General features: G+C 58.8%; 13 protein-coding genes. 4 read left to right on the top strand and 9 right to left on the bottom strand.

Features of this window, described 5'->3' with window-relative positions; all coding sequences use genetic code 11:
- The first annotated feature begins 278 nt into the window (after positions 1-278).
- The 4 genes from X757_RS136725 to X757_RS136735 all read left to right on the top strand — a co-directional run bounded on the left by X757_RS136725 (position 279) and on the right by X757_RS136735 (position 4945).
- Entirely contained in the window at positions 279-1571 is a 1293-nt protein-coding gene (locus X757_RS136725; protein WP_023727934.1) for an integrase arm-type DNA-binding domain-containing protein, read from the top strand.
- Between the two features lie 330 nt (positions 1572-1901).
- Positions 1902-2729 (top strand): hypothetical protein, encoded by an 828-nt coding sequence (locus tag X757_RS1000000168290; protein WP_155923549.1) that lies wholly within the window; start codon positions 1902-1904, stop codon positions 2727-2729.
- Between the two features lie 273 nt (positions 2730-3002).
- A complete protein-coding gene (locus X757_RS136730; protein WP_023727932.1) occupies positions 3003-4088 on the top strand; it encodes a type IV toxin-antitoxin system AbiEi family antitoxin in 1086 nt (361 codons plus the stop codon).
- A complete protein-coding gene (locus tag X757_RS136735; protein ID WP_023727931.1) occupies positions 4076-4945 on the top strand; it encodes a nucleotidyl transferase AbiEii/AbiGii toxin family protein in 870 nt (289 codons plus the stop codon). Before X757_RS136730 ends, X757_RS136735 begins: the two co-directional genes overlap by 13 nt.
- 316 nt (positions 4946-5261) lie before the next feature.
- Here X757_RS136735 and X757_RS136740 read toward each other — a convergent pair whose 3' ends face one another.
- The 9 genes from X757_RS136740 to trbL form a co-directional block, all read right to left on the bottom strand.
- Positions 5262-5960 carry a helix-turn-helix domain-containing protein gene (locus X757_RS136740; protein ID WP_023727930.1) on the bottom strand — a complete coding sequence of 233 codons (699 nt, stop codon included), beginning with the start codon at positions 5958-5960 and terminating at the stop codon, positions 5262-5264.
- Positions 5961-6237: 277 nt separating this feature from the next.
- Positions 6238-6588, bottom strand: a complete 351-nt coding sequence (locus tag X757_RS136745) for a hypothetical protein (protein ID WP_023727928.1) — start codon at positions 6586-6588, stop codon at positions 6238-6240.
- A gap of 105 nt (positions 6589-6693) precedes the next feature.
- On the bottom strand, positions 6694-7647 hold the full coding sequence (locus tag X757_RS136750) for a ParB/RepB/Spo0J family partition protein (protein ID WP_023727927.1): 954 nt from the start codon (positions 7645-7647) through the stop codon (positions 6694-6696).
- Positions 7644-9260: a DUF2130 domain-containing protein gene (locus X757_RS136755; protein ID WP_084629728.1), complete on the bottom strand. Its 1617-nt coding sequence runs from the start codon at positions 9258-9260 to the stop codon at positions 7644-7646. The genes X757_RS136750 and X757_RS136755 overlap by 4 nt, the downstream gene beginning before the upstream one ends.
- A gap of 446 nt (positions 9261-9706) precedes the next feature.
- Positions 9707-9967, bottom strand: a complete 261-nt coding sequence (locus tag X757_RS136760; RefSeq protein ID WP_023727925.1) for a DUF2274 domain-containing protein — start codon at positions 9965-9967, stop codon at positions 9707-9709.
- Positions 9968-9979: 12 nt separating this feature from the next.
- Positions 9980-11197 carry a TrbI/VirB10 family protein gene (locus X757_RS136765; RefSeq protein WP_023834066.1) on the bottom strand — a complete coding sequence of 406 codons (1218 nt, stop codon included), beginning with the start codon at positions 11195-11197 and terminating at the stop codon, positions 9980-9982.
- A gap of 11 nt (positions 11198-11208) precedes the next feature.
- Positions 11209-12237: a P-type conjugative transfer protein TrbG gene (gene trbG, locus X757_RS136770; protein WP_023727923.1), complete on the bottom strand. Its 1029-nt coding sequence runs from the start codon at positions 12235-12237 to the stop codon at positions 11209-11211.
- Positions 12227-12958, bottom strand: coding sequence for a conjugal transfer protein TrbF (trbF, locus tag X757_RS136775; protein WP_023727922.1), 732 nt, complete (start codon positions 12956-12958; stop codon positions 12227-12229). Before trbF ends, trbG begins: the two co-directional genes overlap by 11 nt.
- On the bottom strand, positions 12959-14281 hold the full coding sequence (gene trbL, locus X757_RS136780) for a P-type conjugative transfer protein TrbL (protein ID WP_023727921.1): 1323 nt from the start codon (positions 14279-14281) through the stop codon (positions 12959-12961).
- Between the last annotated feature and the right edge of the window lie 31 nt (positions 14282-14312).

The raw sequence follows: 14312 nt of genomic DNA, 5'->3' as shown, positions 1-14312 counted from the left end.
TGCTCTCCTTGCAAAGGGCCGAAAGTGTAACCCATGTCTCCGGAATGAACTGTCACCCATCTCTCGGGAAGGGCACCTCTCCCCATACTCCGTTTTGCCGAAGCTTCTACGCTTCCGTCTTTGCAAGCGGTTGAAATCACTTATTTTTTCGGTCCTAGTGGCGCACTTGGACGCATCTCGACTGCTTTCAGCGTATTTGGTCCAACGGGGCGCGGGGATGGTATTTCCGTTGGTATTCGGCATCCTGATGGTATCGAAACAGCCAAAGGAGATGTCGAATGGCCCTTTCCGACGTGAAATGCCGAAACGCTCGCCCAGGTCCCAAACTCGTGAAACTGTCTGACGGTGGCGGGCTCCAGCTATGGGTGCAGCCCACAGGATCTCGCCTTTGGCGGCTCGCCTACCGCTTTGACGGCAAGCAGAAACTTTTGGCGTTGGGCAGCTATCCCCTTATCTCCCTAGCCGAGGCACGTAAGGCCCGCGATGATGCTAAGCGTCTTCTGCTGGCTGGCATCGACCCCGGACAGGAACGCAGTTTGCGCAAGGCCGGTTCGGCAAAAGACTCCTTTCGGTCAATCGCGGACGAATACGTTGACAAGCTGAAGAAGGAGGGGCGTGCCGATCGGACGATTACCAAGGTCAAATGGCTGCTCGACTTTGCCTATTCGGCCATCGGCGACAAGTGCATTCGGGAGATCGATACGGCCACCGTCCTTACTGCCCTACGCCGCGTAGAGGTTCGCGGTCGATACGAGTCGGCCAGACGATTGCGCTCCACCATTGGCACCGTGTTTCGATACGCAATCGCGACCGCACGTGCCGAAGCAGATCCGACGATCGCACTCAGGGGCGCACTCATCAGTCCGACGGTCACGCCGCGCGCCGCGATTACCGATCCGAAGGCCTTGGGAGGCCTGCTGAGGGCGATCGATGCATTTGACGGACAGCCTACGACCCGAGCGGCCCTGAAGCTGATGGCGCTGCTGTTTCCCCGGCCCGGCGAACTGCGCGCGGCCGAATGGCACGAGTTCGATTTCGAAAGCTCGGTGTGGATCATCCCTGAAGCACACATGAAAATGCGACGGCCGCACCGCGTACCACTTTCAAGGCAAGCTGTTAGCGTCCTGACCTTACTCAGAGAAATCTCTGGCGGTGGATCGCTGCTGTTTCCTAGTGTTCGATCGGGTTCGCGCCCGATTTCCGACAACACGCTTAACGCCGCCCTGCGCCGTATGGGCTACGGCAAGGAAGAAGCTACCTCGCACGGTTTTCGAGCAACGGCATCAACTCTGCTAAACGAATGCGGAAAGTGGCACCCGGACGCCATAGAGCGGCAACTGGCCCACGTAGAGAACAACGACGTTCGTCGCGCCTACGCTAGGGCGGAGCATTGGGAGGAGCGCGTCAAGATGATGCAATGGTGGGCCGATTATCTAGATGAACTGGAGAGCAAAAAAACGCGGGTGATCTCAATCGGGGGACGCGGCAAGCCTACTCTCCATATACCATCGCGAGGGTCTGCGTTGAAACCAAACAGCGACGGTTCGCCAAAGGTCGAGGCGAACCTCTAACCTCCGAAAATCAAGCTGACAATCAAGAGACGAACGACCGTATGATAGACCCGAGGCTCTGCCGTATTCGAGCGAAATCAGCCGCAGCGCGAAAACCCCGTTTATTAGAAATCAATGGCTTTGCAAACGCGCCTCACTTTTTCCGACCGCCTCCGATCCGGCGACCAGTGACCGGCCAAGGCATAGCCTGACTTGCGGAGTTCACCGTCCGCACGTCCGAGGCCTCGAGGGGACGGAAAACCGTGCATGTATAGCATTTGTCGGCAGGTTACATCTTGACAAAGGAATGCGGCATTCTCGTATAGGTTGGGACCTAGGGGGATTCGCAGATTGTTGCTAGAGAAAAATACACGGCGGCGGAAGAACGATAGACCGCATTTAGGTTGGCTAAACCCCTACACGGGAATAATTAGCACCGTTTCCGCCATAGTTGTTTCTCTTGTGAGTGTTTACAATATTTATCTCACGACTCGCCAATCCGAAATTGCTGAGCGTGCGATCAATTTGTCCAACCGTAATACTGAGATGGCAAACCTCCTCGTATCACTTCGAAAGACTTGCCAATCTGCTGCAGCACTACGCGCTGTATTTTTCGGAAATACTAGCTTTTACTATAAGCCAGACTTTAATATGAGGGACCCGCAAAAACCGACCGATGGAGAAAAACTCAAGATCACATTTGTGGAACCTCCAAAATACCCAAATCCTAGTACACCACAAGTTTTAAAGATCGGAAAAGAATACTTGAGTTTTTCGGAAGATACTCTTAGCCGTTTTCAAGTAGTTGAACTGTACCTTACGGACCAGGAAGCGGCCGAAGAGGAAGCTAAAAACCTCCGATATGCTTTTGAAGAGCTGGTTGACGTTGCCGATATGGTGACCAACGAGGAAGCCAGTACACAGGACCTAATCGGCAACATGATAGTCGCGTCATCGATGTGCCGGCTGTTACCGGAAAAGCTTTCGCCTTGGTTTCGGAACTCTCAAGCCAACAGGCTCGGATACATTTTTACCGAGAGCGACGTCAGGTTTGAATGGATTAAAGAACCGGAAGACTTTGTCGCTACCCGCCAATCTTGGGGCCTAAGCCTTGAAGACCGGACAGAGAACGAAGGCACCATGCGTCAACGATTGCTGAATCCCCCGTCTGAATTCTGAATTGTCAATGAAACCGGCGACAACTTTCATAACCCAGGACGAGGGGCAGATCCATTACCGAACTGCCATGAAGCTCAGGACCGCCGATCGACTCCAAGCCACCGGTCGTAGACGTGATCGCTGGGCGTACCTCCTCCCCTCGATTACCCTTAGTGACGGATCGATCGAAACTGCCGATATTTCACTAAAAGTAAGCGTTTCAGCATACGTTGAAATTGCCATTTTTGGTGAAAGTAGCTGTACTTGTTTTAGTGAAAATGCTATTTTCAGCAAATGCTGAAAGCGCCAAACTCATTGAAAGAGGTGGAAGAGCAAGCCGCGCAGGCCTTGAAAAGCCTGCTTGGGTCGATTCCTCCGATCAAGATCGATAGAATCGAAGAATTCCCTTCCGGGCCCGACCGCGGCGTCGATTTGATCGCCCACATTCGCGCTTTCGGGTCCAGACATGTTCTCCTCTGCGAAGTCAAATCGACCGGACAGCCTCGCCACGCCAGGGACGCCATCACACTGCTTCATCGAGCAGCGGCTGGGTTGAACGAAAAACATGCTGTTCCGGTTTTCATTGCTCCGTTTCTGATGCCGCAGACGCGGGATATCTGCACCGAGGCCGGCGTCAGCTTTTTAGACTTTGAGGGTAATTGCCGCCTTGCGTTTGATGGAGTCTTTGTCGAGCGCGTCGTCCCCACCAAGCCCGCCACCGAACGGCGAGAGGTCAAGTCGATCTTCAAACCGAAGTCGGCGCAGGTCTTGCGAACCATGTTGCGCAACCCGGGCCACTTTTGGCGTGTAACCGAGCTCGCAGAGCGCGCTCAGGTGAGCCTCGGCCATGTAAGCAACATGCGCACCGCGCTCGTAGCGCGGGAATGGGCAAAGATCGGTGAAGACGGGATATCGCTGACGGAGCCGGATGCTCTGCTCGACGCCTGGCGGGATGTCTACGAACCACCCGCTGGACGGCGAATGGGCTTTTACACGACATTGCACGGGAAGGCCTTCGACGAAGTCATTCGGCGCAACGGCGAGCCTGATCCATCATTGAGCCAGATGGCGCTGGCGTCGTTTTCGGCCGCGCAGTGGCTAGCTCCGTATGCGCGTACCGGAACACATTTTTTCTACGCAAGTGGCAATGGTCTCGAGCGGGCTCGTACCGCCCTCAATTTGAGTTCAGCCGCACGCGGCGAGAATGTTGTGGTTACGGTCTTAAAGGACACGGGCCCGCTGCTCGATGCCATTGAACCCTCCCCAGGGATCTCCACCACCAGCCCAGTGCAGACCTATCTTGACCTCTGGGTGGCGGGAGAACGCGGCAGGGAAGCGGCGGAGTACTTGCGGAAAGAGAAACTCAAATGGCACGTGTAACCGTTCCGGAAGCGCAGTCTGCCGCTGAATATGATGACCGCACCACCCAGGCGGTGAAATCCGTGCTACTCGAAATCGGCCAGATCCTCGGCAGTTTCAAAGGCAAGTTTGCCGTTATCGGTGGCGCGGTGCCCTGGCTCCTGCTTGAGAACGATGAGATGCGGCATGTCGGTACGCTCGATGTCGATCTCGGGCTCGATGCGGAGGCGCTAGGCGACGGCGAGTATGCCAAGCTCGTCGAGTCGCTGATGGAAAACGGCTACAAGCAGAGCGAGGAGTTGCGAGCCTTCCAGCTCGTCCGCAATGTGCCTGCCAAAGATGGCGGTGAAGCCATCGACGTGGTAGTCGATTTCCTGCGGCCGATCGACGCCAAGATTGTCAAGAACCGGCCGCCGCTTATCGAGAAATTTGCGGTTCAGCGAGCTGACGGCGCGGAGCTTGCTCTTCGCTTTTATCTGTACGTCGCAATAACAGGCGACATGCCTGGCGGCGGTACCAATCAGGTCAAGATCGCTGTCGCATCAATTCCCGCCTTGCTCGCGATGAAAGGCTTTGCCATCCAGAACCGGCTGAAGCGCAAGGACGCCTATGACATATATTATTGTGTGCGCAATTATGGTGGAGGGATCGAAGCCCTGGCCAAGGATTGCGAGCCCGTCCTCGCAGTGAAGGAAGGCCAAGAAGGATTCGGATATATCAACGGCAAATTCGACCAGGTAGACGGGTTTGGTCCGACAAGTGTTCGCCAGTTCGTTGAAGAGACAGATCTACTCGGAGAGCGGACCCCTGATCAGTGGCAGCAGGATGCATTCGGTCAGGTCGATGCCTTGCTGCGGGCGCTAGGGTTGAGGAAATAGTCCAGCCACGGCCATTTCGGTTGCCGGCACCAGCGGCGCAATCGTCAGGTGGTGCTGCGCGGGACAAGTCGAGACTGGCGCGGCATTGAAGCGAGAAAACATTGCTCGATGAGAGCTGCCGCGGCGTTTAAAGCGACTCGCCGGCCTCTTGGTTGGCGCAATGAAAGATCAACTCAAGGCCAACATGCACCGGGCAGAGGATGCCGTCAGCGGCATCCTACGCTCTACGAAGCCATCGGCCGCGAGCTCGATACCGCCCCAATGACCGACATTTCATTTGGCGGGCTGTCATCGAAGCCTCTACATCGCTACGGATCTAAGAACCGCGGCGTGGGACCATCATCTCGGACAGAACCTTCTCGGAAGGAACAACCGTCAGGTAACCGATCGTGAAAGGCAGCGGCGTTTTCTCGACCCAATTGGCGCCTACCAACTTGGTCGCGCGAAATGCGAGGTAGCAGGCCGCGCCAAGCTCCTCGAGTTGCCTGAACAACCCGTCGACTTCCTGCTGATAGGTGCGCTTTTCGGAAAACGAGATGTCATCGGCAATGTCGCCAAGGTCGCGCAGATAATCGAACATGGATGCTGCGATCTCCTTCGCCTCTGCAGCGATTGCGTCATCGGTATTGAACAGATAACCGTCCGCCTCATAGGCTATGCGCGCCAACGCCTCTCCGGAGACGGCTTTCGTCACCGGCACGCGGATATGGTCGGGAAACTGCTTCTGGACCTCGTCGTCTTGAATCTTCCGAAGGCCTTCAAACAGCTCGTGGACGCCCTTGATAAATTCCGGGTCGTCAAACACGTCGGGATTGTCATAGCCAAGACCCCGAGCCAAGGCCCGGCGTGTCGTGACGCTAACTGGGTTTCCGGCTTCAATCCTCTGGATCGTGCGCACGTCAAGTCCGGACGAGGCGGCAAGCGCTTCTTGCGACCAGTGCGAGGTTTCGCGGATGCACTTCGTCCAGAAGGCAAGAAACTTGGGATCCTTTGTATCGATGCTCGGTGCGTTCATGTCGCGTTCCTCAGGTCAATGTTCCGAGTGAGGACGCTATCTTTAACGGAGCTAACGCACCACGACAGAACCCCGACAACAAGCCGTCACCAGGCGGCTGGATGCACAGGCGCGCCGTACAAACCGGCCTCCCCGGTGCGGTGCTGCTCAAGAAAGGCTTCCGTCTCGATGCCTTGCTGTGGACGGTCACTGGTAAACTTCCCGGTCTTGGCCACGGGCCTGTTGGAACAGTGGATTCCGGTCGTCGGCGCGGTATTAGCCGGTTCGATGATGCTAATCAGTCGTCCCATTCGGTGCGACGGCCAGGTGGGCGCGTGTCAGCGGTTCGCCAGACTTTGCTCCCTCGCTCACCACGCAGCTTGTGCTCGCCATCAGGCGTCCAGGCAATCACCGTCCCGCGGTCGATGTTGCGGTATTTCTGGTTCTCACTCCACTGCCATTCGAAGCTGACCACTTCGTTCTTGTAGACGAACTTACCTGACCAGGGTGCAAGGAACGAGTATGTTTCCCCAGCAACGACCAAAACATGGCTGTGCCAGGCATGCTTGTTCCCACTGCGGCTCGGGGGGCGGGATTTGTCCTTGAGATAGACGTCGTAGCTTTCGACTTCCGCTCGCTCGACCTTCACCGGCTATTCCTTTTCGAGGCGTCCCTTTGTGCCGGAACCTAGCCAGCACAGCTTCCTACCCCTAGACGCTGTGGCCGCCCGTTTTGGACGAGCATCGACACCGCGTTACGAAAGCGCTTTGCGCAGTGATCGCAGCAGGGCCTCGGCGTCATCAATTTTTTTGAGAATATCCGGGTCGCCTTTGAGTTCCTGCAATGTGGTCCAGGGAAGTGTTTTCATCGCTTCCACGACTATTTCGAGATCGCTGGAAAGGCCACCCTTCGCTTTCTTGTCGGAGGCTCCGAGACGCAGCATCGCGGATTCGAGATCGCCTGCGTCGCTCAAGAAGTGTGCCCTCGCCACCGGGTCGGGCAGGATCGTGCGCAGCTTGCGAAGATCCTTGGAGTTGGTAATGCGCTTCTGGTTGACCTTCTTGACGACGGCTTCGACGACGCTTGGTGTCAGGAGCTTCTTGCTGACGCCCATCATTTCCCGAGCCCAAGTGATGGCGGCACTCGGATCGCGAAGACTCGTGAACTTTTCAGAGAGCTCGAACACGTCCACCAGCTTGTCGAGTTCCCGAACCGTGATGCCAAGAATGTTGGCCGCACTGGCTCTGCCCATCAGATCGACCAGCCGATAGGCGACCATTTCCTTTTCCTTGGCATCCCATTCCTTGCGCTGGCGGTGAATGTAAATCCATACGCGCAGCCGCTCCTCCTCACCTAGCGTGCCGTCGGTCACCTCAATAGGCACCTGCCGAAATTCGTCCTTCCCCTGCTCTACCAGAGCGCGCGAGTTGGTCCATCGCCGGTCGCCGTCGATGATGCGGAACTTCCCAGGCAGCGTCGGATGAGGCTCGACCAGCAAAGGTTCGAACAAGCCTCCATTGGCCTCGATCTGCCGTTGCAACTCCTCGTCCAGCTTTGGCCCCATGCGCGGCTGCTTGTCGTTCGGGACAATGTCATCGATGTCGGCCTTCCTGCGATAGGTACGCAGCACGGTGCGGTCGAGCCTGCGCTCCTGCAGGTTGACGACGACATTATTTTCCCGATCCGGCTTGGCGGCAGCGCTGGTCATTGCAAGTCCTCCAACGCATTCTCGGAGGTGCCGACGATGGCGTCGATCTCGCCAGTCAACTCGCCGCGTACCCGTTGCACCGAGCGGATGAGTTCACCTTGCCGCCGCCAGGTCGCGTCGTGCGCCTTTTTCTCCTTCACTTGCAGGTCAAGCAGGTCCTCGGTGTGCGTATCGATCCTCGCCAGCATGCCGGCGCAACGTTCGGAGGTGATGAAGTCGTAAAGAGCCGCCGTCTTTTGCGTCCGCTCTTCGGTGCTGAGCCTGAGCTTGTGAGTCTGAATGAGGTGCTGGCGGACAATCTGAACAATCGCGACAACCCGTGCCGGATTGGCGAGAATGACGCCGTCCTGCAGCTGCAAATGGCGGACCTTGGCCGGGAACACACGCGTCGACAAAATGGCATGGTCGGCTTTCGCAGCCATCTGGTCGGAAGCCAATTTCGTCACAAAGTCAAAGCGCCATTTGGCGTGATTTTTTGAGTCGTAGATGATAGTGCCGCATTCCTTGCCGTTGTGCATCACCGTGTGGAGGATGTCGGCACCTGGCTGACCGCGATTGACCCGTTCGATCTTGTCTCCCTCAAATTCTCTCTTCAAATCCTCGTAGAGGTCGACTTCGGCTCCCTCGCCGAGCTCGTCGGCGGTTTTCTTGTCATAGGCGCGCTTCAGCTCCTCGAATTTGGTCTGAAGCTTCAGCCTTTCCTCGAACGCCAACGATTTCTCCGCATTCACCGCCTCGTCCCTCGCCTTCTCCAGCACTTCGCGTTGTTCCTGTAATTGCGCTTCGTGGGCATGGTGGAGCGTCTGGACTTGCTGAACGGCCGAAGTCGCCTTTGCTTCGGCCTGTGCCTTCGCTTCCTCAAGCCCGGCGACCTTTTCCTGAACCGCAGCTGCGGCAGCCGCATCGGCCCGCTGCCGGTATTCAGTTTCGCGCGTCACCGCGTCCGACTTCACCTTCTCGATCGCCGCCCCGTGATCCAGCTGTTGCTGCTCCAGCTTGCCTTCCAGCGTCACACTGGCGGCTTCGGCGGCCGCCTTTCCGGCTTCGATCGACTCGATCTTCAGATTAAGGGCGGCCTCGCTATCTTTGCGCTGGCGCTCGCTGTCCGCGAACTTATCCAGCATTGCCGCCTCCGCGGCGCCCATGGCCTCGGCGCGGATGGTCTTCTCCTTGTCGGCCATCTCCTCTTTGAACTTCTCGATCTTGGCTTCCGCACCTGCCTGGGCTGCCTGCGCATCATCGAGTTTCGCCTGCAGCCCGCCCAGTGCCTCTTTGCCTGCGCGTTCGGCAACCGAGACACGCTCGTTCGCCACAACCTCAAGTGCGCGGCGCTCATCTTCACGGGCTGCGGCGATCCTTGCTTCGGCTTCCTGCCGCGCCTGTTCGAGCGCCTGCGCTTTCTCACGCGCGTGCTGCTCTTGCAGTTCTTGCAGTCGGCCGGCGATCTCTGCCAACTGCTCGCGTTGGCGGAGCTCGATCTTCTCTTTGATCTCCTCGTAATGATCGTGCGGAATGGGCTGGTCGCAAGTCGGACAGACCTCATCGGCGAAATGCAGATGCGGCGCAGCCTGACCGGGGCCGGTTTTCAATAGTGGGGCATGGGATGCGGGCATAAACGCTCTCCTCAAGAAAAACTAGGTCCTATTTTCTCCTACTTGATCCCAATGTCAATAGCTGATATAGAGTCTCGCACAGGGCGAGAACGCTAGATGTTGTGGCCTTGATCAAAACTTGAGGTATTGAAATGACAAAATCGTATAAGCCGGGGCAGACCGCGCCTCGTTCAGGACAATATGGAATTATCGGAACGAGGGGTGGCAATACCGGCCAGGAGAGGACCGTGACGAGGGGCGAGCCGCTGCCTCCGACGCCGAGGGCAGGGCAGACCTACAAGCTCAACGACGCCACCAAAAACAAAAGCGGGCGCCCTTAAAGGGGCCTGAGAAAAAAGAACGAGGCGGTCCGACCGCCTCGTTCTTTTTTCATGAAATCGCCGATGGAGGCGACGGTTGGTCGGTCGCGCGATTCGAATAGCTCCGTGCTGGAACTCGATGTAGGTTTAAGCTGATTGCTGTGGTGGCTTCGCCGACGCTCGGACGCCCGGCAGGCCTTCCTTTCTGGCCTTGGCAAAAGCTCGGTCGCTTTCGAGGAACTCGGACAGCATGAATGGGATAAGTTCAGCCACCGTCTCCGACTCACCATAGGTCTGGCGGTAAAGCGCTGCATAGTCGTTGAGTGCCTGGCTCAGGTCGGCGCTAATGGTGATGGTGATCTTCGAAGGCGTCCGTTCCGGAAGTTTTCCGAGCTTTAGATTGGCCATGACTGCTCCTGTTCAACCCGTGTATGGCCGGAGCACAATGTCCTTGTGCACGATGACGCGCAGCGGCCAACCCGGGCGGACGGTGATGGTTGGTTGAATATCGAGGTTCTTCTCGGTGATGCGTTGGCCGGCTCGGCTGACATTCTGCTGGGTGGATTCCCGGATCGCCTTGACGAGGTCGCTCTCATTGTCTCCAAAACTCAGCTCAGTGCCAACGCCCAGCAGCGTAGCCAGAGCAACTCCCTTGATCAGCTGCCAGGTGTGGAAATCCACCTCGTCCTCCAGACCCGCATAACCGGCAGTATCTGTCGCTGGCAGATTGTCGATTTCGATAGATGAGCCGTCCGGCATCACGATGCGTTGCCACACCAACAGAGCGCGCCTTTGGCCAAAGGCTACAACGCTATCGTAGGTGCCGATCAGCCGTGAGCCCTGCGGGATGAGTAGGATACTGCCGGTGACGCTGTCGCGCACATTCTCGGTAACCTGCGCGACGACGAGGCCGGGCAAGTCGGAATTGATGCCGGTGATCAGGCTTGCCGCAATCACGCTGCCGGCCATGATCTGGTACGGCGAGGCCGGCGTCTGCAGCGCATGCGGATTGTAAATCCCGCCGGTGTTCCGTTGATCGATAAAATCGAGCTTGCGCTGTTGGTTGTTCTGGTCGCCCTCGGCCGGTGCCACGGAAGCTCGCATACGCTCAGCATCGGATCGGGCCGGCAGCGCTTCAAGCGGCGGGCGTGCTCCTTGCCCATTACCGGCGGCGTCCATTTGCCGGGAGCGGATCTCGATGCGGAAGAGGACTTGCGACTCTCGCGCCTCGATCGCCTGCTGAGCAAGACGCTGCTCTTCGGCGGAAACCTCCTGCCCTGGCGCGATACCAAGCTGGCGCTGGTGTTCCAGGATAGGGCGGCCGAGATCGCCAGGCAGGGGCGGCCCAAGCACTGGGGCCTGCGGTTTGATCCCGGAATAGTCTTTGGGGAGCGCCTCGAGTCCCTCGGCGGTCGGGTTGCGGTCGGTGCTGTAAAGCTCTTCAGCCTGCTGCTTCAGGCGCAGTGCCGGCCCCTGCAGCGCCATCATGGTGACGCCAAAGATGGTGCCTGAACCAACAGCTGCAATCCCAACGATTATGCCGCGCCTGAAGCGCACGGCCCGGCGCGGTGAGGCCCGCAGCTGCAGCTGTTCGGGATCGAGTTTGGGCGGAACATTGGAGCGGGATGTGTCGGTCATGAGCATTCCCCTCACCTGCTAAAACGGGAAAAGAGGGACACCCGCCGCGGCGGTTGCCTGCCGTCAGTTCTCGTAATGCGCACCACCTGCTGCTGCTTCGTGCCTAAACGCAGTTCGGCGGCGGCAAAGAGGCGATCGACGATGTAGTAGTTGCCGCGCATGCGGTAATTGACGAGCTGGTTGTCTCCGTCGGCACCGACGATGAAAAGCGGCGGCGCCTCGCCTTGATCGATACGCCCTGGGAATTCGATATAGACTTTGCGGCCATCGTCGAAGGCGCGCGCCGGCCTCCAGGGCGGCGTGTCACCAGTGATGGTATAACGGAAGCGGATGTTTTCGAGGGTGACATTTGAGGCCAGCGGCGTCGCCGACTCGGCCTCAGCGTTGCGGCGGCGGAGCGCGATGATCTGGTCCTCGCTATAGGTCCAGGAGATCGCCGCCATTGCGGTCTTGTCCGTGCTTTGAAGCTGTAGGTGATAGCTCCGCCTATCCGTCGTGATGACCAGATTGGTGGCAAGTCCCGGCGCGAAGGGTTTGACCAGGACATGGGTACGCTGGTCGTCTCCAGATCCGCTCGTGGTGTCGCCAATCACCCAGCGCACCGTATCGCCGGCGGATACCGATGTGAGTTTCTCGCCTGGCTGCAATGAGATATCGGTGACGCGCTCCGGCGCGGCATAGAGCTGGTAGAGCGCGCCATCGGCAAAGGGGTAGACCTGCACCGCGTTGACATAGCCAAACTTCGTGGGTTGCTGCGTCGCCGCCTTGTTGGCATCGGCGACCCGTCCTTCGGGCGAGCGCTTATCTTCAGCGGGCTTGCCGGGTGCGGGTATCAACTGACCGGGCAATGGCAAGGGTTTTGGCACCTCCAGGACCTTGACCGGCTTTTCCGGCGCCTTCTCGATCGCGGCTGGTTTGAAGTCTTCGTAGTCATAGGAAATCTGAGGCGGTGGCACTGGCTTCGAGGCGCAGGCCGAAAGAACCGCAGCCGAGGTCGACAGGATCAGGACCGTTCGAAGCGATGAGACTCTATTTGTCATTGGCGGGCTCCTTTGGGGAAACGGGCGTCGGCGCAGCACTGTCGAGCTCGCGCGACCAGTCGATGGCGTTGACGAAGACGCCGAGCGGGTTTTTGCGCAGCTGCTCGGTTGTCCTCGGCGGTCGGATGACGATGGTGAGGATCCCGGTCCAGCGCGTCGTGCTGGCGAGGCTGCCGCGCTCGAACACCTGCTCGGTCCATTTGACCTGGAACGAGCTGTCGGAAGCCCGGACCACGCTGGTCACCTGCACTGACACGCTGCGCGTGCCGATTTGGCCGAAAGGGTCGTTCGCCTTGGCATACTCGTTGAGGAAGAACGCCGCTCGGTCGGTGGCAAAGTCGTAGGCCGACAGCCAATTCTGCCGCACCAGAACTGCATCGGTGGAAACCGAACGGACATTCTGGATGAAGCGGCTGAGATGCCAGGCGATCTGGGCATCGTCAGGCTGGTAGTTTTGGACTGCCGGCGCGACCGCGTGCGCCTCGCCAAAGCGGTCGACCTCGACGACATAAGGCACGACGCGGCCCTGCATCGACTGCCACAGAAGCCCACCGGAAAGCCCCGTCGTCAGAGCCAGGCAGCCAAAGGCCATGAAGCGCCAGTTCTTGGCCTGGACGCGCGCCGCGCCGATGCGCTCATCCCAGAGTTGGCTGGCCTTCTGGTAGGGTGTTACGGGTTCGGACGTCTTTCCGTAACGCTGAACGGGTCGCTTGAAGAGCATCTAGTCTTCCTTGTCATTTAGGGAGGGATTGACGCCACTTCCGCCCCGATCTCCATCGCGCACCGCCTGTGTAGCGGCGTGGCGATGGGCACGGGCTGTCTGTTCGGAACGCAGGCGCTTTGCCCAGGCAGGCGCCGAAGCGGGAGCTGCAGTGGGAGAGCTTCCGGTCATCGAGCTGGTCGGCGTGCCGCCGCTCGCTGTCCAGGCGGCCTCGCGACCGGCGTCAGCGCTACGGCGGAAGGGTTCTGCGGTGGATCGCACTCCAACCATCGCGGCGCCGCCGGCGGCACTCGCAACGCCGTGCAGGCCAGCAGATAATCCCGAGAGGCCGGACTCGGGCGAGGTTGCTCGGCCCATTTGCCATGCTGTGCTGGTGGCCGACCCCATGGCCGTGCCGGCCCGAACGGCGGCAAGACCGCCACCGGTTGCCAGGCGCACCCCGGCGAACGCGGTGCCTCCGGCGACGAGCGCTGAACCGCCGGCGGCCGCAGTGGTTCCAAGCGCGGCGCCGGCGCCAAGCTGCGGCGCGCCGGAAACGAGACCTGAGGCAATTCCTGGCCCAAAAATGCCGAGACCAAGCAGGGCAAGCGCACTCAACACCTGCGACATGGCTGCGGCGAGGTCCGGCTCCTTGCCCTGCAGCGCGGATGCAAATTCGCCGAACAGCGTCGAGCCGATGCCAAAGATGACGGCAAGCACCATCACCTTGATGCCCGAGGAGATCACATTGCCAAGCACGCGCTCGGCCAGAAACGCCGAACGGTTCCAGAGCGCGAAGGGCACCAGGACGAAGCCGGCCAGTGTGGTCAGCTTGAACTCCAGGATGGTGATGAAAAGCTGGATGGAAAGAATGAAGAAGGCGATGAGGACCAGGAACCAGGCGAGAAGCAGCACGAAGATGGTCAGCGCGTTGCCAAAGATCTCGGGGAAGCCGACTAGCTGGCTCGCTTGATCGAGCAGAGGCCAGGCGCCCTCGAAGCCGGCCGCGGCAATGCGGCCTGGCCGCAGGAGATTGTCGGCGGACAGGTTGCCGGCGGAGGCATTGATGCCCAGACCAGCAAAGGAGCGGTAGATGATGTCGGCGAGATTCTTAAAATTGTTCAGGATGAAGGCGAAGGCGCCGACATAGAGCACCTTGCGGACAAGCCGGCCAAGAATGTTTGGTTCGCCGCCGAACGCCCAGACCAGGCCGGCCAGCGTGATGTCAATGCCAATCAGGATGGTGGTGAGAAAGGCGACGTCGCCCGAAAGCAGACCGAACCCGCTATCGATAAAGCGGGTAAAAGTCTCCATAAAGCGATCGATGACCCCCAAGTCGTTCATGCCGCCGCTTTCCTCGTCGTATTGAAAAACT

The organism is Mesorhizobium sp. LSHC412B00 (assembly GCF_000503035.1).
In the GTDB taxonomy this organism is placed as follows: domain Bacteria; phylum Pseudomonadota; class Alphaproteobacteria; order Rhizobiales; family Rhizobiaceae; genus Mesorhizobium.
This window is presented reverse-complemented; position numbering and strand designations above follow the sequence as displayed.